Origin of the sequence: Yoonia sp. (assembly GCF_042093035.1) — a bacterium.
Classification (GTDB): domain Bacteria; phylum Pseudomonadota; class Alphaproteobacteria; order Rhodobacterales; family Rhodobacteraceae; genus Yoonia.
In genome coordinates this window covers 1-17,311 of record NZ_JBELFI010000047.1, presented here as the reverse complement: position 1 = coordinate 17,311, position 17,311 = coordinate 1, and the positions used below count along the sequence as shown (strand labels likewise).

General features: G+C 55.7%; 18 protein-coding genes. 9 read left to right on the top strand and 9 right to left on the bottom strand.

Annotation, left to right across the window (positions count from 1 at the left end; all coding sequences use genetic code 11):
* Both ACFDSS_RS07990 and ACFDSS_RS07985 read right to left on the bottom strand, forming a co-directional pair.
* On the bottom strand, positions 1 to 587 hold a 587-nt coding region (locus tag ACFDSS_RS07990), incomplete at its 3' end, for an ABC transporter ATP-binding protein (protein WP_375255237.1).
* Positions 588 to 667: 80 nt separating this feature from the next.
* A complete protein-coding gene (locus ACFDSS_RS07985; RefSeq protein ID WP_375255238.1) occupies positions 668 to 1,750 on the bottom strand; it encodes a polyamine ABC transporter substrate-binding protein in 1,083 nt (360 codons plus the stop codon).
* Between the two features lie 151 nt (positions 1,751 to 1,901).
* Here ACFDSS_RS07985 and ACFDSS_RS07980 point away from each other — a divergent pair, with 151 nt between their 5' ends.
* The 9 genes from ACFDSS_RS07980 (at position 1,902) to ACFDSS_RS07940 (ending at position 10,492) form a co-directional block, all read left to right on the top strand.
* A complete protein-coding gene (locus ACFDSS_RS07980; protein WP_375255236.1) occupies positions 1,902 to 2,552 on the top strand; it encodes a GntR family transcriptional regulator in 651 nt (216 codons plus the stop codon).
* A 125-nt stretch (positions 2,553 to 2,677) separates the two neighbouring features.
* The gene (locus ACFDSS_RS07975; protein WP_375255235.1) at positions 2,678 to 4,072 is read left to right on the top strand and encodes an aspartate aminotransferase family protein; all 1,395 of its coding nucleotides are present in this window, start codon (positions 2,678 to 2,680) and stop codon (positions 4,070 to 4,072) included.
* Between the two features lie 3 nt (positions 4,073 to 4,075).
* Entirely contained in the window at positions 4,076 to 5,377 is a 1,302-nt protein-coding gene (locus ACFDSS_RS07970; RefSeq protein WP_375255234.1) for an NAD(P)/FAD-dependent oxidoreductase, read from the top strand.
* A gap of 102 nt (positions 5,378 to 5,479) precedes the next feature.
* On the top strand, positions 5,480 to 5,650 hold the full coding sequence (locus ACFDSS_RS07965; protein WP_375255233.1) for a hypothetical protein: 171 nt from the start codon (positions 5,480 to 5,482) through the stop codon (positions 5,648 to 5,650).
* 135 nt (positions 5,651 to 5,785) lie between these two features.
* Complete coding sequence (gene yidC / locus ACFDSS_RS07960; RefSeq protein ID WP_375255232.1) at positions 5,786 to 7,615, top strand: membrane protein insertase YidC; 1,830 nt, start codon at positions 5,786 to 5,788, stop codon at positions 7,613 to 7,615.
* A gap of 246 nt (positions 7,616 to 7,861) precedes the next feature.
* A complete protein-coding gene (gene yihA / locus ACFDSS_RS07955; RefSeq protein WP_375255231.1) occupies positions 7,862 to 8,509 on the top strand; it encodes a ribosome biogenesis GTP-binding protein YihA/YsxC in 648 nt (215 codons plus the stop codon).
* A gap of 17 nt (positions 8,510 to 8,526) precedes the next feature.
* Positions 8,527 to 9,381, top strand: a complete 855-nt coding sequence (gene argB / locus ACFDSS_RS07950) for an acetylglutamate kinase (RefSeq protein WP_375255230.1) — start codon at positions 8,527 to 8,529, stop codon at positions 9,379 to 9,381.
* On the top strand, positions 9,378 to 9,992 hold the full coding sequence (locus ACFDSS_RS07945) for a ferredoxin (protein ID WP_375255229.1): 615 nt from the start codon (positions 9,378 to 9,380) through the stop codon (positions 9,990 to 9,992). Before argB ends, ACFDSS_RS07945 begins: the two co-directional genes overlap by 4 nt.
* Positions 9,989 to 10,492: a histidine phosphatase family protein gene (locus ACFDSS_RS07940; protein ID WP_375255228.1), complete on the top strand. Its 504-nt coding sequence runs from the start codon at positions 9,989 to 9,991 to the stop codon at positions 10,490 to 10,492. Before ACFDSS_RS07945 ends, ACFDSS_RS07940 begins: the two co-directional genes overlap by 4 nt.
* A gap of 64 nt (positions 10,493 to 10,556) precedes the next feature.
* Here the strand turns inward: ACFDSS_RS07940 and ACFDSS_RS07935 are convergent, their stop codons facing one another.
* The 7 genes from ACFDSS_RS07935 to ACFDSS_RS07905 all read right to left on the bottom strand — a co-directional run.
* The gene (locus ACFDSS_RS07935; protein ID WP_375255227.1) at positions 10,557 to 11,327 is read right to left on the bottom strand and encodes an amino acid ABC transporter ATP-binding protein; all 771 of its coding nucleotides are present in this window, start codon (positions 11,325 to 11,327) and stop codon (positions 10,557 to 10,559) included.
* A 14-nt stretch (positions 11,328 to 11,341) separates the two neighbouring features.
* A complete protein-coding gene (locus tag ACFDSS_RS07930; protein ID WP_375255226.1) occupies positions 11,342 to 12,640 on the bottom strand; it encodes an amino acid ABC transporter permease in 1,299 nt (432 codons plus the stop codon).
* 1 nt (position 12,641) lies between these two features.
* Complete coding sequence (locus ACFDSS_RS07925) at positions 12,642 to 13,856, bottom strand: amino acid ABC transporter permease (RefSeq protein WP_375255225.1); 1,215 nt, start codon at positions 13,854 to 13,856, stop codon at positions 12,642 to 12,644.
* A gap of 130 nt (positions 13,857 to 13,986) precedes the next feature.
* Positions 13,987 to 15,006: an amino acid ABC transporter substrate-binding protein gene (locus ACFDSS_RS07920; protein ID WP_375255224.1), complete on the bottom strand. Its 1,020-nt coding sequence runs from the start codon at positions 15,004 to 15,006 to the stop codon at positions 13,987 to 13,989.
* A gap of 216 nt (positions 15,007 to 15,222) precedes the next feature.
* The gene (locus tag ACFDSS_RS07915; protein WP_375255223.1) at positions 15,223 to 15,933 is read right to left on the bottom strand and encodes an ATP12 family chaperone protein; all 711 of its coding nucleotides are present in this window, start codon (positions 15,931 to 15,933) and stop codon (positions 15,223 to 15,225) included.
* A 2-nt stretch (positions 15,934 to 15,935) separates the two neighbouring features.
* Entirely contained in the window at positions 15,936 to 16,601 is a 666-nt protein-coding gene (locus ACFDSS_RS07910; protein WP_375255222.1) for an HAD-IA family hydrolase, read from the bottom strand.
* On the bottom strand, positions 16,594 to 17,311 hold a 718-nt coding region (locus ACFDSS_RS07905; protein ID WP_375255221.1), incomplete at its 5' end, for an RluA family pseudouridine synthase. The genes ACFDSS_RS07910 and ACFDSS_RS07905, both read right to left, overlap by 8 nt.

Here is a 17,311-nt window from a genome sequence, read left to right as displayed (position 1 = left end):
TTTTCCTGAATATCCATCAGCTCAAACTGCGTGTCCTGGCGCAGCTTTTTATCCAGCGCCGAGAGCGGCTCATCCAACAACAGCAGTTTCGGCGCCTTCGCCAATGCGCGCGCCAAAGCGACACGCTGTTTTTGACCGCCGGAAATCTGGTCGGGTTTGCGGTTGGCGAACCTTTCGATCTGAACCAACCGCAACATCTCATTGACGCGGTCGGCGATTTGGTCCTTTGGCATATTGCCGCGCCTCAAACCAAAGGCGATATTTTCTGAAACGGTCAGATGCGGGAACAAGGCATAGGACTGAAACATCATGTTCACGCTGCGCTTGTTGGGTGGCACTGCAGAAATGTCTTTACCGTCCAGCATGATCGTGCCTGATGTTGGGGTCTCAAAGCCTGCCAGCATCCGCATCATCGTCGTTTTGCCACAGCCAGATGGGCCAAGCAGGGCAAAGAATTCCTGTTCGTAAATGTCGATGCTCAGATCATCTATCGCCGTGAAGTCGCCAAAGCGTTTGGTAACATGTTGAAACTGGATAATCGGCTTTTGTTGCGGATCGGTCCAAGGCGCAAAGACGTTTTCAGGCATTTGGTTCGGTGTCTCCGGCGTGGGCGAAAATCGGGCATTGTCGCCCCCGGCCCACTCTCGCAGGCCGGGGATGGACTATCTTATGTGCCAGACTTCACCCGTGTCCACATCCGTGTAACGAAACGCTGCGCACGCGCCTCATAGGGTGTGGTTGTATAGAGGGTCTTGAGCGTCGCCTCATCTGGATAGATCGCCGGATCGCCGATCACATCCTCAGCCAAGAGCGGGATAGAGGCCGCATTGCCGTTGGCGTAGTAGACGTAGTTCGAAGCTTGCGCCATGTTTTCAGCATCCAGAATGAAATTCAGAAAAGCATGTGCGCCTTCGACATTGGGCGCGTCGACAGGAATCGCCATTTGGTCAAACCACATCAATGCCCCCTCAGCAGGAGGGTTGTAGGCTACTTCCACACCGTTGTCGGCCTCGAAAGCGCGGTCACGCGATTGCAAGATGTCCCCGGACCATCCGAATGCTACGCAGATGTCACCGTTTGCCAACGCCGAGATATATTCTGAGCTGTGGAACTTTTGCACATACGGACGCACAGCCTGCAAAACGGGTTCCGCTTTGGCGAGTGTTTCCTCATCCTTGGCATCGGGGTCTTCGCCGATATATTGCAGTGCCGCTGGAATGATCTCGGCCGGCGCATCAAGGAATTGCACACCGCAAGCCGCCAGCTTTTCCATGTTGGCAGGATCAAATATCAGATCAAGTGACGTGATGGGCGCATCCTCACCAAGGATTTCTGTCACTTTTTCGACATTCACGCCGATACCTGTCGTGCCCCACATGTAGTTGATCGAATAGCTGCCACCGGGGTCATAGGTTTCGGTCCGCGCTTGCACCACGTCCCAAAGGTTCCCGATGTTGCTGAGCTTTGATTTATCAAGCTCCTGAAATGCACCCGCCGCGATCTGTCGCTGTAGGAAACTCCCCGTCGGCACCACGACATCATAGCCGGAGCCACCCGCGAGTAGCTTGGTTTCCAACACTTCGTTGCTGTCAAAGACGTCGTAGATCAGTTCATAGCCGGTTTCTTCCTCAAACTTCGTCAGAAGATCTTCGTCAATATAGTCGGACCAGTTGTAAACCCGTACTTCCTGGGCCCAGCCAGCCTGCGCGGTCGCCACCGCTGCCGCCAGAATGGCGCTCGTTTTTATCATGCGCATGTCATATCTCCCCTGAGATTTTCATTTCATGGATCGCAGCTTTGTTCAAAAGATAGCCGTTTGCAAATAGAATGTGATAATTTGATAGGTTTTGACAAGATAGGCATCGCATGGAAATGTACCGAAACGAGGGGGAACATGCACAATGAACCAAATGGCGACCAAGCGCCCAGAACACGAGACGATCTATCAAACCATTAAAGATATGATCCTTTTTGGCGAAGTCGTCCCCGGCCAACCGGTGACAATCCAAGGGCTTGCCGACACAATCAACACCGGCGTGACCCCGGTGCGTGAAGCGATCCGCAGATTATGCGCCGAAGGGGCGCTCGCCACGCTGGAGAACCGGCGAATCGTTGTGCCCGAAATGACGGCACACCGGCTCGACCAGATCGCGATTGTGCGGCAGACGGTTGAACCTGAGTTGGCAGAAACGGCAGCTAATCTTTTTGATATCAACATGATAGATGAACTGGAACGTATCGACGCCCGCATTGATGACGCCATTCAAACAGGTGATATCCGCAGCTACCTGGAGGCCAATTACCGCTTTCACTTCACCCTTTATGATGCCGCGGACGCGGGCATACTCCGACGTATTGCCGATGGTTTGTGGCTGCGCGTTGGCCCGTCGTTGCGTGTTGTCTGCGGGCGGTATGGCACCGCAAATCTTGTCGATCATCACCGCGCCGCCACGGCCGCATTGCGCGACAAGAACCCCGAAAAAGTCCGTGATGCGATCGCCGAAGACATCCGTCAAGGCACCAATTTCGTCCGCCAGACCCTTGCAGAATAATCGTGCAATGCGCCCAAGGATTGGGCTGTTTCGAGAATATTGACGTCGCGCTTAAATTTGATCAAAATATCCCAAAAAACCGTTTTTCACCCCAGTCTACCATCAATCCCCGCCGAGAGGTCACCATGAACGTTCTTGCAAACTACCCGCCGACTGACGAATTGCAGGCGATTGATTCCGCCCATCACATGCATCCGTTCTCGCACAACAATGCCTTGGCAGAAGAAGGTCCACGGGTCATCACCTCTGCCAAGGGGGTTTGGCTGAAGGACAGTGAGGGGCATGACATTATCGACGCGATGGCGGGGCTCTGGTGTGTGAACATCGGCTATGGTCGCGATGAGTTGGCCGATGCTGCTGCCCGGCAGATGCGCGAACTTCCGTATTACAATACTTTTTTCAAAACGACGCACGTCCCCGCGTTGATGCTTGCCAGGAAACTTGCCGAACTGGCACCAGCCGATCTCAATACTGTGTTCTTCGCAAGCGGCGGGTCTGAAGCCAACGATACCAACCTGCGCATGGCCCGGACCTATTGGGCCGAAAAGGGGCAGCCCGAACGCGATGTGATTATCTCGCGGTGGAATGCCTATCACGGCTCGACCGTTGCGGGCGCGTCGCTTGGTGGCATGAAAGGTATGCACGCCCAGGGCACCCTGCCTATTCCGGGCATTGAATTCATCGATCAACCCCACTGGTGGGCCGAAGGTGGCGATATGTCACCTGAGGACTTCGGTCTTGAACGCGCCCAGCAGCTTGAAGCGAAGATCAGGGAAGTTGGTCCGCAAAAGGTCGCGGCGTTCATCGCGGAACCCGTTCAAGGCGCAGGCGGCGTTATCATCCCTCCTGAAGCCTACTGGCCTGAAATCCAGCGCATCTGCAAGAAATATGACATTTTGCTGATTGCGGATGAAGTCATTTGCGGTTTCGGTCGTACTGGCAACTGGTTCGGATGTCAGACGTTGGGTATCGAACCAGACATCATCACCGTCGCAAAGGGGCTCAGCTCTGGCTATGTGCCAATAGGGGCGTCAATCCTGTCCGACCGCATCGCCGATGTCTTGCGCGCTGTAGACGTGAACCATGGCTATACCTACGCAGGTCATCCTGTCGCTTGCGCTGTCGCGCTGGAAAACCTGCGGATTCTGGAGGAGGAGAAGATCATCGAGACGGTCCGCGATGTGACCGCCCCCTATCTGCGCAAGAAATGGGAAGCTTTGGCCGATCATCCATTGGTAGGGGAGGCCAAAATAATCGGCATGATGGGCTCCATCGCGCTGATGCCGGACAAGACAACGCGCGCGTCCTTTGCGGCCAAAGAAGGCACCGTCGGGTTCATTTGCCGGGACCGCTGTTTTGCCAACAACATCATCATGCGCAGTGTCGGCGACCGGATGATAATATCACCTCCACTGACAATCACCTGCGATGAGATCGACATCCTGATCGCGCGCGCAACGGTATCGCTGGATGAAGCTTACGCGAAAGTCAAAGCTGACGGGCTGATGGTCGCGGGCTGACTGATGGACCTGCTCACCGCGAATGATCGGCAAGGCGCATATCCTGCCTCCTATTATGCGCAGACCGCCCGGCAACTCGACCCGTTCCCATCGGCCAAAGGGGCTCTGAGATGTGATGTCTGCGTCGTGGGCGCCGGCTTTACCGGCATGTCGACCGCCTATCATCTGGCTTTGCGTGGTTACGATGTCATTGTGCTTGATGCCCAACGCGTGGGTTTTGGCGCATCAGGGCGCAACGGCGGGCAGGTCATTAAAGGTCAACGCCGCGAGCAGAATGAATTGGAAGCAAAACTTGGCGATGCTCACGCGCGCGAACTTTGGGATATCGGCGCGCAGGCGGTTGATCTGGTGCGTACGCTTTGCAAGAAGGATGAGGTCGACACAGCATTTCACGACGGGATCATCGAGGCCGCACACCGCAAACGGGATGTACCCGATTACCACGCCTATGTCGAGCATCTGGCGACCAAATACGATTTTCACGACGCTTGTACGCTTGATGCAGACGAATGCCGCCATCTGGTGAATTCACCCGCCTATCACGGTGGATCGCTGAACATGGGGTCGGGCCATGTGAATCCGCTTGCGTTGGTTTTGGGGTTGACCCGCCTGGCCGTAAACGCAGGCGTGCGCGTCTTTGAGCAATCAAAGGTGGATGACATCACGAAAGGCGACCCTGCAATCATCACGACGGCGGACGCGGAAATTAGCGCGCGCTATGTCGTGCTTGGCTGCAATGGGTATTTGGGCAATCTGCAACCGCGCGTCGCGCAGCGTGTGATGCCGATCAACAATTACATCGTCTCGACAAAACCGATGGACCCCGCACAGCAAGAGGACCTTATCCGCAACAATTATGCCGTTACTGATGGCAAGTTCGTCGTCAACTACTTTCGGTTTTCCGACGATCACCGCCTGCTTTTCGGTGGCACTGAAAGCTATGGCTACAAGTTTCCCAAGGACATCGCTGGCGCTGTGCGCAAACCTTTGTCGGAAATTTTCCCGCAACTCAACGACGTCGAGATCGAACACGCGTGGGGCGGCACGCTTGCGATTACCATGAACCGCCTGCCGCATTACGAAAGGCTTACGGGCAATATTCTGACCATGTCGGGCTTCTCCGGCGCAGGTGTCGCACTGGGTACACTTTCGGGACAAATCGCAGCCGATGCTATCGCCGGGCAGGCCGAGCGTTTTGACGTGATGGCCAAAATCCCGACACCCGCATTTCCGGGCGGCACGATGATGCGCCAGCCTTTGCTGGTGCTGGCAATGCTCTGGTACAGTCTGCGCGACAAGCTTTAAGCCGTCTGTCCGGCGTCGGCACAAAACCGCGCGCGCCATGCAGAACGCTGGTATTGTGACCGCCAGGCTGATATCACGCGGCCAGCAAGAGGTACGCCGCGCATGACCGACCCATCTCATTCAATGACGCCGGAACAGGCGGCCAAGGACTTCTTTGGTCGCCAAGAAGATGAATTCAAGCAAGAGATCGCGGCCTTGACGCGCAATGATCCAAGGCTGCGCGAGGCCTTTGAGAAAACCCGCTTGCGCTATTTGGATAAGGCGAATTCCTGAGCCACTTTCCAGCGACACCCCAAACCCATCACAAGACTGCTTCAAACCGCCCAAAAACGGGAAAACGACTTGACCTTTCCGCCCTCGACAGGTTGAAGAACCCACAGAGTTTCTAAGGCAAACGGGCGGTTTCAGATGAACGACCAGAACAAGAACCTGATCTTGGCAACAGTGCTTAGCTTTGCCGTCATCGTGGGTTGGACAACGCTGTTCCCGCCAGAGGATTTGCCCATTGATCCGGTGGCCGAAACCACGATTGTGGCAGAGGACGCAACCTTGCCTGCGGCCGACCCTGCGACCCCTGCTCTGACAGCGCCGCGTGAGGACGCCCAACCCGAAACAGAGGCCGCCCGTATAGCCATTGAAACCGACGAATTCAGCGGCTCGATTTCCCTTCAGGGTGGTCGCATCGATGATCTGGCACTGACGCAATACCGCGAAACAATCGAAAAAGACGCCGATGTGGTTCGTTTGCTGCGCCCGGTTGGTGAGTTTGGTGCATATTTTGCGACCTTTGGCTGGACCGCGACAGACGGTCTGGACGCCAGTTCTGTTCCCGGCCCCGATACCATCTGGTCACTGGAAAGCGGCAATACCCTCACCGCGACAAGTCCGGTGACTATTGCTTGGGACAACGGCGCGGGACAAATCTTCCGCACGGAAATATCAGTTGACGACGCGTTCATGTTCAGCTTCGCGCAAAGCGTCGAAAACACCGGCGCCGCACCAATTTCAGCACGACCCTACGGGCTTTTGCGCCGCCATGGTCAGCCTGATGATCTCAAGAACTTTTTCATCCTGCACGAAGGCCTGGTCCGTATGACCGACGGCGAATTGGAAGAAACTGGCTATGGCGACATCACCGACTATGCCGTTGACCCGCGCGAACGCACGCAGGCTGAACGCCTTGACGTGAGCCAGTCCGGCTGGATCGGCTACACGGACCACTACTGGATGACGACACTGATTCCCAATCAGGACGCACCGTTCCGTTCAACCTCAAAGTATTTTGACGGCCTGGACCTGTTCCAGGTTGAGGCCGTGATGCCCATCGAAACTGTGGCACCTGGCGAAACCGCAACCATCACCACACAGCTTTTTGCCGGGGCAAAGGAATGGGAAGCGATCCGGAACTACGAGCAGGAGGAAGGCGTCGGTGGTTTCCTCGACAGCATTGACTGGGGCTGGTTTTTCTTCCTGACCAAGCCGATCTTCGCGCTGCTGCACTATCTCAATGTCTATATCGGCAATATGGGCTGGTCGATCCTGATGCTGACCGTGATCCTCAAAATCATCGTGCTGCCGCTGGCGTATAAATCTTATGTGTCGATGGCGCGGATGAAAGAGCTCCAGCCAGAGATGGAAAAGCTCAAGGAGCGTGCGGGCGACGACAAGCAGGCGATGCAGCAGGGCCTGATGAAGCTCTACAAGGATAACAAGGTGAACCCCGCCGCGGGTTGTTTGCCGATCCTGTTGCAGATTCCGATCTTCTTCTCGCTCTATAAGGTGATTTTTGTCACGATCGAATTGCGGCATGCACCATGGATCGGTTGGATCAAAGACCTGTCAGCGCCGGATCCGTCCTCCTTCATCAACCTTTTTGGTTTGCTGCCCTACGCATCCCCAGAGCCGGGCTCGATCCTTTCACTGATGTTTATCGGTATTCTCCCAATCCTTCTGGGCGTTTCGATGTGGCTCCAGCAAAAGCTGAACCCGGCCCCAACGGATCCGACACAGCAGATGATATTTGCCTGGATGCCTTGGGTATTCATGTTCATGCTGGGGTCTTTTGCATCTGGACTGGTTCTTTACTGGATTGCCAACAACGTCATCACGTTCACGCAGCAGTATCTGATTATGCGCAGCCACGGCTCCAAGCCTGATGTGTTTGGGAATATCAAGGCAAGCCTGAAAAAAAGGCGGGCTGCTGCTGCGGCTGAGACTGACAACAAAAAAGACAAGTAGGAAAGCGGTCAATGTCGCTGCATCGTGGCGGCATTTCTGACTTCGGCCGGTAAGACGCGCCTTCTTGGCGATGCCGCCCTGAACCGTGCAAACATACATTGCCCTGCCCGGCATCAGGCCAGTGCAAGGTGGACAGAGTTTGCGGACCTTGCGCAACGGTTGGGGTCACCAATATTTTGGCGTCTATGCCACCGTGAACAAGGGCGGTAAGGTCACTTTAAAAGATAGGGTCGAGGTTCTTTGAATATGGAAATGCGCTTTCCCGAAGTAGATATGCCAGATCAGGCCGCGCTTGAAAAAGGGCGGCTCTTGTTCGCGGGCGAGACCGACTTTGTCAAAGGCGTGGTCGCCATGGACGGCCTGCCGCCTGCTGACCGGGTCGAAGTCTGCTTTGCCGGGCGCTCAAATGTCGGAAAATCATCACTGATTAATGCGCTGACCGGTCGCAAGGGCCTCGCCCGGGCCTCCAACACACCGGGCCGCACACAGGAAATCAACTTCTTCACCGCGGGAGAATTCTATGTGGTTGACCTGCCCGGTTATGGCTTTGCCAACGCGCCTGTTGCAGTGGTCGAGAAGTGGCAAAGGCTGCTCAAACAATATCTGTCGGGCCGTCAGACCCTGCGCCGGGTCTTTGTATTGATAGACGCGCGTCATGGCGCCAAGGCCGTCGACGAAGAAATCATGTCGCTGCTTGATAGTTCCGCCGTCACTTTCCAGGTGGTGATGACAAAGGTCGACAAGCTCAAAGGGGGCGCCTTGCAAAGCGCCCTTGATACGACCCGCGCCGCATTGGCAAAGCACCCTGCCGCCTTCCCGGAGATCATACTGACCTCATCTGAGAAGGGCGAAGGCATCCCCACATTGCGGGCCGTCATCGCAGGCATTTCATGAAGACAAGGACAGACGATATGAACCGTGACTGGATCGCAACCGCCGCCACGCTCAGCCAGGCCCTGCCTTATATGCAACGCTATGCAGGTGCGACAATTGTCATCAAACTTGGCGGCCATGCGATGGGCAGCGATGAGGCGATGCGCAGCTTCGCCCGCGATGTCGTCTTGATGCGGCAAGTGGGCCTGAACCCTGTTGTCGTGCATGGCGGTGGTCCGATGATTAACAAGTTGCTGGACAAGCTGGATATCAAGTCGGACTTCGTGAATGGCAAACGGGTGACAGATCAGGCGACCATGGACGTAGTGGAAATGGTCTTGTCAGGGCAAGTCAACAACCGGCTTGTGCAGGCGATCTGCGAAGAAGGCGGCAAAGCCGTTGGCCTTTCGGGCAAGGACGCCAGCTTGGTCATTTGCGAGCAGACTGACCCGTCCCTCGGCTTCGTTGGCACCCCTGTTGCCGTAAACCCCCAGATCTTGCGCGACTTGCACGCCGCAGACGCGATCCCTGTTATTGCGCCCTTGGGAATGGGCCGCGGCGGTGAGACGTTCAATATGAACGGCGACACTGCCGCTGGTGCAATCGCGGGCGCTCTCAAAGCGGATCGTTTACTGTTGCTCACGGATGTGGAGGGTGTGAAAGACAAATCAGGCAAAGTCCTGACAGAGATTGACCCCAAAGCCATTCCCGATCTGATCGCGGATGGCACGATTGCTGGCGGCATGATCCCCAAGACGGAGACAGCTCTTGCCGCCATGAACGATGGTGTGCGCGCCGTCGTCATTCTTGACGGACGTGCGCCGAATGCCTGTCTGCTTGAGCTCTTTACAGATCACGGTGCTGGCTCCCTGATCCGCCGGGCGCGCGCTTGACGCGTGACGCCCTGAAGGCGCTTCTGACCCCGGTCGGGTTGCGCATTTTGGGCGATTGTCCTGATGATGACCTGGTTATCACCCTAATTGGGCCGGACGAGCCCGCATTCTGGCCGATTTTTGCGGCTTCCACTGAAAACAAGGACGGGCGTCCGGATCCGCTGGATCGCTGGTCGCGGCGTGTGCTGACCGGCGTGGCAAACAGATTGGGCGCTGAACCCCTGTTTCCATTTGGCGGCCCACCCTATGCGCCGTTTTTCACATGGGCAAAGACATCAGGGCGGTTCTGGGCCTCACCGATTAACTTCCTTGTACACGATGAAGCCGGGCTTTTCGTATCCTTCCGCGGTGCCATTCGCTGGGGCGGCGCAGCGCAGGAAACAAACGCAGAGCAACCCTGCCTGACATGCCCAAACCAACCCTGTGCAACAGCTTGCCCTGTCAACGCGTTTGAGGACGGCTACAACGTAGAAGCTTGCAAAGCCCACGTCACATCGCCTGCGGGCCTTGATTGCCGGACCAAAGGCTGCCGTGCGCGCCGCGCCTGTCCAGTAGGCCAAACCAACCGCCTGCCCGCCCAAGCCGCATTCCATATGGAGGCCTTCCTATGACGAAACGCCTGATCCTGATCCGCCATGCAAAATCCAGTTGGGATGATCCTTATGGCGACGACCATGCGCGGGTCCTCAACAAGCGCGGGCGTACTTCGGCGCAAGCGATTGGCGCTTGGTTGGCCGAAAAAGGGTATCTGCCAGAGGTGCTTTTGTGTTCTGACGCGGCACGCACGCGCGAAACCGCGGAATTGGCGCTTCCTCAGATGGCGCCCCAACTTCTGGAAAAGCTCTATCATGCCGCGCCAGACACAATTCTTGAGTTGGTACAAAAGCAAACTGCACATACGGTCGCTGTGATTGGACATAACCCCGGGCTTGGCATTTTTGCGAACGCTTTGGTGAATGCGGCACCGGAGCATCGTCGGTTCAGCGATTATCCGACATGTGCGACGACTGTGATTGATTTTGCGGATGAGGTCGCGCCGCGCGCAGGCACTTGCGTCGATTTCATCGTGCCACGCGACCTGATCGGAACCAGCACGCACGATATCGAATAGACCGCGGGGCAGAAAAGAAAAAGGCCCCAGCAATGCTGAGGCCCATTCGCAGTCTTCGTAAGTCTTAGTGACCCAATATCTGGCTCAGGAACAACTGTGTCCGGTCGGACTTTGGATTGTTAAAGAACTCTTCCGGCTCGTTTTGTTCAACGATCTGACCTTGGTCCATGAAGATCACGCGGTTCGCCACCTGACGGGCGAAGCCCATCTCATGGGTCACGCAAAGCATTGTCATGCCCTCTTCGGCAAGCTCGATCATCGTGTCGAGAACTTCCTTAATCATCTCAGGGTCAAGCGCCGATGTAGGTTCGTCGAACAACATGATCCGCGGCTTCATGCAAAGCGAACGGGCAATCGCCACACGCTGCTGCTGACCACCCGATAGCTGGCCGGGATATTTATTCGCCTGATCGGGGATCTTCACCTTTTCAAGGAAATGCATCGCCGTTTCTTCAGCTTCGCGCTTCGGAGTCTTACGCACCCAGATCGGTGCAAGCGTGCAGTTCTCAAGGATCGTGAGATGCGGAAAAAGGTTAAAGTGCTGAAAGCACATGCCGACCTCTGACCGGATCTTGTCGATGTTCTTGAGATCGGATGACAATACTGTGCCGTCCACCTCGATCTTGCCCTGCTGGTGCTCTTCCAATGCATTGATGCAGCGGATCAGCGTGGACTTGCCAGAACCGGACGGTCCGCAAATAACGATCCGTTCGCCCTGATTAACCGTCAGGTCGATGTCACGCAGCACGTGAAACGACCCGTACCACTTGTTCATGTTCTCGATCGTGATCGCAATCTCGTCAGAGACCTTCATTTGTTGTGTTGCTTCGGCCATGCGTTCAGCCTCCCTTAGCGATGGTCGGTTGCGAGCCTACGCTCCAACCATTGTGAGTATTGTGAAATGCCGTAGCACGTGATGAAAAACAGCAAGGCGGCAAAGCCCAGAAGCTCCCAGTACACGCCGATCCAGTCAGAGGACGACAGAATTGGACCACGGATCATACCGACGATATCGAACATCGAAATCACGGACACCAGTGTCGTATCCTTGAACAGACCCACGGCGATGTTTACGATCCCAGGGATCGATATTTTCAACGCCTGTGGCAGGATAATGAGACGCATCGACTGCGCATAATCAAGTCCCAGACTGTCACCCGCTTCATACTGTCCCTTTGGCAAGGCTGCCAAACCACCCCGGATCACCTCCGCGATATATGCGGCTGAGAACATTGTAATCATAATCACAACGCGCAAGAACAGATCGACTGTGCTTTCTGGCGGGAAGAAATATGCCAGCATGACCGAGGCCACAAACAGCAGTGTAATCAAAGGCACACCGCGAATGAACTCGATGAAGACCACACAGATCCATTTAATCAACGGCATGGAGGACTGACGTCCAAGTGCGAGAACAATCCCAAGCGGAACCGACAAAGACACACAAGTGACACCCAGCATCAGGTTCAGCATAAAGCCACCCAGATCACGGCTTGGCACGGCGACCAGCATGGCGCTATCACTGGCCCCTTCCGGGATCAATGCGCCACCGATGCTCCAGATAACCACGGCGGCGACAACGCCGCCAAAGAAACCAGCGGCAAAGCTGTTGGTCACAAAACGTTGGTAGACGTAGTAGCCGCCGACAAAACCGATCAAAGCCACGATCGGCGCAAGGATTGTGCCACCCCAGATCAGCCAGAAAGCGATAAAGGGAAAGAGCGCCGTGAAAATCAGCATTTTGCGCGGCAAGTCAAAGAACATGACCGGTGCGGCTGCAAAGAACAGCATGATGAACGCCAAACCCGGACGCCAGTATTCTTCGGACGGATAAGCCAGACCAAAGATCAACTGCGGCCAACGCTCTGTCAGAACAGCAAAGCACGCACCACTTGTCCCTTGGAGGATTTCGCGACATTCAGACAGGCTGCCAGCATTCCAGACGCCGTTGAAGATCCAGGGCAGCACGCCGGACAGGACCGAGAATATCACGTAGAGCGACACAAGCGTCAGGATCGCGTTGGGGATCGTCGCGAACAGCTTTTCGCGAATCCATTTGATCGCCCCGCGCTCCGCCACCGGAGGCGGCAGTTGCGGAAGGGTTTCAGTGCGCACAAAAGCAGCGGAATGTGATTGTGTATCTGACATATCAGCGCTCCTTCAGCTTGATCGAATTATTGTAGATGTTCATCACAGCTGAAATCGTCAGCGAAATCGTGAGATAAAACAGCATCAACAGCAAAACCGATTCAATCGCGCGACCTGTTTGGTTCAGCGTGATACCACCCAGTGTCGCTGTGACGTCAGCATAACCCACAGCGATCGCCAGAGAAGAGTTCTTGGTGATATTCAGGTATTGCGAAATCAGCGGCGGGATAATCACACGCAGCGCCTGCGGTAAAACCACCAAAGACATGATCCGGCCTGGGCGCATCCCGAGCGCGCCTGCCGCCTCAGTCTGGCCTTTCGATACAGCCTGAATGCCTGCACGGACGTTTTCCGCGATAAAGGCACCGGTATAGATCGACAACGCAAACCAGAGCGCAATCAAAGGTCCACCAAGCTGCAAGCCGCCAGCGAAGTTGAAGCCGCCCAGCACCGGGTAATCCAATGTGACAGGTTGGCCCATAATGAAATGCATCGCGATCGCAGGAACAAAGAACAAGCCCACGCTTGGCCAGAATGTCGGCAGCAGGCGGCCAGTGTCATAGAGTGTCTTTGTCGCATAACGGCGGTAGGCGAAAATGCCGATGACCGATGCGATGAATGTCAGAACCACGATCAAAGAGCCCGCACCCCAAACCGGCGCGGGGATGTAGACACCGCGGTTGGTAAAGGCGACCGCATCAAACAACATTGTCGCGTCAGGGTTTTCGCCCCGGAATGCCCGTGGTGACGGCATCACGCTCGTCATGATTGTGAAGATGATGATGATCCAGATCAGCACAGGGATGTTGCGGAAGATCTCAACATAAAAGGCCATCAATTTGGAAACGAGCCAGTTGTTCGACAAACGCAATACGCCCGCGAAAACGCCAAAGACCGTCGCAGTGACACAAGCAAGGAACGCGACCAGCAGCGTGTTGAGCACGCCAACAATCGCGGCTCTCATATGCGTTGATTGGCTATCGTATTCAATGAGTGTCTGATTGATATCATACCCGGAAACCGAGCCTAGAAAGTCAAAGCTGATGTTCAGGCCAGCTTGGCGCAGGTTCTGGATCAGGTTGTTGCCTAGATACCAGATCGAAAGTGCTAGAATGATAGCTGCGATCGCTTGAAACGTAAGCGAACGGTAACGCGTATCATTGATCAGCATCGACAGGCGGAAGGTATCCCCCGGCGGGTCTGTGATCGACGACATATGTTTTCCCCGTTTATGTTCGACGCTTGTTTTGGCTACTTATGCAGCTCGCATTGCATCGATATTTTTTTGGTCGATGTTGGTGAAAGGGCGCGGCCTTCGCCGCGCCCTTAGGTCTTAAGTATCTATCCTAGCGGAAAGGAGGAGAGTAGATCAGACCACCTTCTGTCCACAATGCGTTCAGACCGCGCGCCAGACCGATTGGTGTGTTTTCACCGATGTGCTTCTCGAAGATCTCACCGTAGTTACCATCGGACATGATGGCGTTCTTCGCCCAGTCAGCTGGCAGACCGAGCATTGCGCCCAGCTCACCTTCTGTACCTAGAAGACGGTTGATTTCTGGGTTGCCAGTTGGTGCGGCAGCCAGTTCTTCGATGTTTTCGGACGTCACACCCAGCTCTTCAGCTGTAATCAGTGCGTTCAATGTCCAACGGACAATGTCGCCCCACTCGTTGTCGCCGTGACGGACCAATGGGCCGAGCGGCTCTTTGGAGACGATTTCGGGCAACAGGACGTGATCGCCTGGTGTTTCAAAAGAAGCACGTGTCGAAGCAAGTGCGGATGCGTCTGTCGTGTAGACGTCACATGCACCAGCAACATACTGCTGCTGTGCTTCGGCGTTTGTTTCGATTGGAACAGGCTGATAGCTCATGCCGTTTGCACGGAAGAAGTCTGCCAGGTTCAGCTCTGTTGTTGTACCTGTCTGGATGCAGACAGTTGCGCCATCAAGCTCTGTTGCGGATGTCACGCCAAGCTCAGCCGGGACAAGGAAGCCCTGACCATCATAGTAGTTGATGCCAGTGAATTCGAATTTCAGGTCAACGTCACGGCTCAATGTCCATGTTGTGTTACGTGCCAACATATCGATCTCGCCGGAAGCGAGCGCGGTAAAGCGTGTTTTCGCAGTTGTTGGGATGAATTCGACAGCGTCGTTGTCGCCAAAGATTGCAGCAGCAACAGCACGGCAAACGCTGACGTCGATACCGGACCAAACGCCGTTCTCGTCTGGCGATGCGAAGCCGACAACACCGGTTGTCACGCCACAGTTCAGTACACCACGTGCTTGCACGTCTTCGAGTGTCGCAGCGGATGCCATGCCAGCCGAAAGGCCAGCAACAGTCAGTGCGCCGATAAGTGCGGTTGTTTTCATTTTTACCTCTTCCTGAGTTTTCATCCTTCAAGGATGATCCATTATTATCCCGTCCCGAAAAGACGATAGATGATTAGAGACGGATCAAACCATCTCAATGCACCGAAACTTCTTTCTATGACCGCGAGAGTCAAGGGGATTGGCCCCTGATTCCCAAAGAAACGCTGCGAAATTGGGCAACTTACCGTGTAAATGCCCGAAAACGAACCAACCGGTTTAGGCTTGGCAGAGGTTGTAGAACGCCGCGGCGTCCAAAAACGCCTGTTGTTTGACCAAAGCGCTTTTAGTCGCCTCATCGTCTTCGCCCCACTGTGATGTCTGCCAGTCCTCATCGATGCGCGACAATTGCCATGCCTGGTCCGCGCTCAACGCGTTTCTTGTGACAGCCAATGCAAGCACCAGCGATCCAGAGATCGCGATCAAATCATGCGCTGCTGCCAGCTCAAAATTGTCGAAGGCGTCAAGTGCTGCCCGCAGGTTTTGCAAGGCCTGACTGGTTTGGGGGACGTGCATGACGCCCTCCCCCACAAACAGCCGCGCATCCAGCGATGAAGCCGCCCAATCAAGTACCGGATCCCAGCCCTGCGCCTGTTGCGCAATCAGCGCCTCCGGGCCTGCAGCACGGTAACATAACAAATCACTTTCGCCATATTCTGCCAAGAGGGCTGTGACCTCTGCGCGTTGGGTACTGACTTTGTCAATGGCGGCATTCGCACCGCGTGTCACAGGCATGGTAGCGGGGTCAAGCAACTTGCCCTGCGCGTCCCATTCCGCTGCAATCGCCTCTGCCATTGCCATGGTTGGCACCGTCAGCGCGGCTTTGGCAGGCGTGCGCACGGTACGGGTATCGAGCAGGACCGTGAAGCCGGTCTCGGTCTGGGCTGCTATCGCTTTTCTCCAAAATCTCTTGGGCTTCCAATCACTCATTCCTAGGCCCCAATCAGCGCATCAACAGCGCCCGAGAGCGCAGCAAAAGTTTCGATCATCGCGTCAGGCTTCAGTGTCTCGGTGGCATGATACCCCCAAGTGACGCCAATCTTCTTGATCCCCGCCGCCCGCGCCATGTCCATGTCGTAGGTCGTATCACCCAACATCACGGCCCGCGATGGCCGCACGCCAGTGTCATTCAATGCCGTCAAGATCATCGAAGGATTCGGTTTGGACGGGTGGTGGTCTGCGACTTGTTCGCTGTGGAAAACACCCGTCAGCCCGTGACGCTCAAGCACTTTGTCCAATCCACGACGTGATTTGCCGGTCGCAACAGCGAGGAGCGTATGATCCTGCGCTTGCAGCTCTTCGATCGCGGACTTCGCACCGGGAAACAGCGGACCCATTTCCTTGTTCTCACTGCGCAGGCTGACAAAAGCGTCTTTATAGGCTTCGACCAATCGCCCGCGCTGGGATTGATCCGTCTGCGGACAAAGTATGGTGAAGGCCTCTGCCAAGGACAGTCCGACGATTGAAAGCACAGCTTCGCGGTCAGGCATCACAATGGCTTCAGAGGCAAAAGCAAGCGTCATCGCGGCCATAATCTCTGCCTGACTGTCGACCAACGTGCCGTCGACGTCAAAAATCACCAGTCGCAGATCACTCATCGGGCATATTGAACGGATCAACAGGGGCGTGGCCGACAACCCAGCCCACGAAATCCCATGTATTTTGCATATGCTCAGACAGCGGCGCTGTCAGATGCAGCGTCGCACCCGTGGCGGGATGTTCAATGGTCAGACTGCGGGCATGCAAATGCAGCTTGCGGCCAATCTCACTGCCCATGCCAGCGCCCCAGCCATCGCCAAGGTTTTCCTGGCCTGATCCACCATATTTGCCATCGCCGACAATGGGATGCCCGATCTCTGCCATATGCGCGCGCAACTGGTGGGTCCGGCCTGTGATCGGCACCAAAGCACACCAAGCGGCGCGACTGGCCAGCGTATCCATCACGGCATAGTCAGAGGTCGCGCGCTTCGCGCCCTCGGTGCTGTCCACATCACGCGGATGCACGCAGCGCATCTTTTCATTCTCACCACCACGGCCATGACCGGGGGCCTTAACCAGCCCATATTTGATCGTGCCAGCACGCGGATGCGGAACACCCGCAACAGCGGCCCAATAGATCTTGCGGGTTTCGCGGTGTTTGAGGTTCTCGGTCAATTGCTTGGCCATCATCCGCGTGCGGGCCAGCAGCAAGACGCCAGAGGTGTCTTTATCCAAACGATGCACCAGACGAGGTTTTTCGTCATAGTCATACATCAGCGCCTCGGCCAATCCGTCTACATGGCGGGTCGTCTTTGAACCCCCCTGCGTG

Excerpts from the sequence above, each read along its gene's own strand:
- ACFDSS_RS07985 (WP_375255238.1), bottom strand. The coding sequence starts at position 1,750 with ATGATAAAAACGAGCGCCATTCTGGCGGCAGCGGTGGCGACCGCGCAG.
- ACFDSS_RS07980 (WP_375255236.1), top strand. The coding sequence starts at position 1,902 with ATGAACCAAATGGCGACCAAGCGCCCAGAACACGAGACGATCTATCAA.
- ACFDSS_RS07975 (WP_375255235.1), top strand. The coding sequence starts at position 2,678 with ATGAACGTTCTTGCAAACTACCCGCCGACTGACGAATTGCAGGCGATT.
- ACFDSS_RS07970 (WP_375255234.1), top strand. The coding sequence starts at position 4,076 with ATGGACCTGCTCACCGCGAATGATCGGCAAGGCGCATATCCTGCCTCC.
- ACFDSS_RS07965 (WP_375255233.1), top strand. The coding sequence starts at position 5,480 with ATGACCGACCCATCTCATTCAATGACGCCGGAACAGGCGGCCAAGGAC.
- yidC (WP_375255232.1), top strand. The coding sequence starts at position 5,786 with ATGAACGACCAGAACAAGAACCTGATCTTGGCAACAGTGCTTAGCTTT.
- yihA (WP_375255231.1), top strand. The coding sequence starts at position 7,862 with ATGGAAATGCGCTTTCCCGAAGTAGATATGCCAGATCAGGCCGCGCTT.
- argB (WP_375255230.1), top strand. The coding sequence starts at position 8,527 with ATGAACCGTGACTGGATCGCAACCGCCGCCACGCTCAGCCAGGCCCTG.
- ACFDSS_RS07940 (WP_375255228.1), top strand. The coding sequence starts at position 9,989 with ATGACGAAACGCCTGATCCTGATCCGCCATGCAAAATCCAGTTGGGAT.
- ACFDSS_RS07935 (WP_375255227.1), bottom strand. The coding sequence starts at position 11,327 with ATGGCCGAAGCAACACAACAAATGAAGGTCTCTGACGAGATTGCGATC.
- ACFDSS_RS07930 (WP_375255226.1), bottom strand. The coding sequence starts at position 12,640 with ATGTCAGATACACAATCACATTCCGCTGCTTTTGTGCGCACTGAAACC.
- ACFDSS_RS07925 (WP_375255225.1), bottom strand. The coding sequence starts at position 13,856 with ATGTCGTCGATCACAGACCCGCCGGGGGATACCTTCCGCCTGTCGATG.
- ACFDSS_RS07920 (WP_375255224.1), bottom strand. The coding sequence starts at position 15,006 with ATGAAAACAACCGCACTTATCGGCGCACTGACTGTTGCTGGCCTTTCG.
- ACFDSS_RS07915 (WP_375255223.1), bottom strand. The coding sequence starts at position 15,933 with ATGAGTGATTGGAAGCCCAAGAGATTTTGGAGAAAAGCGATAGCAGCC.
- ACFDSS_RS07910 (WP_375255222.1), bottom strand. The coding sequence starts at position 16,601 with ATGAGTGATCTGCGACTGGTGATTTTTGACGTCGACGGCACGTTGGTC.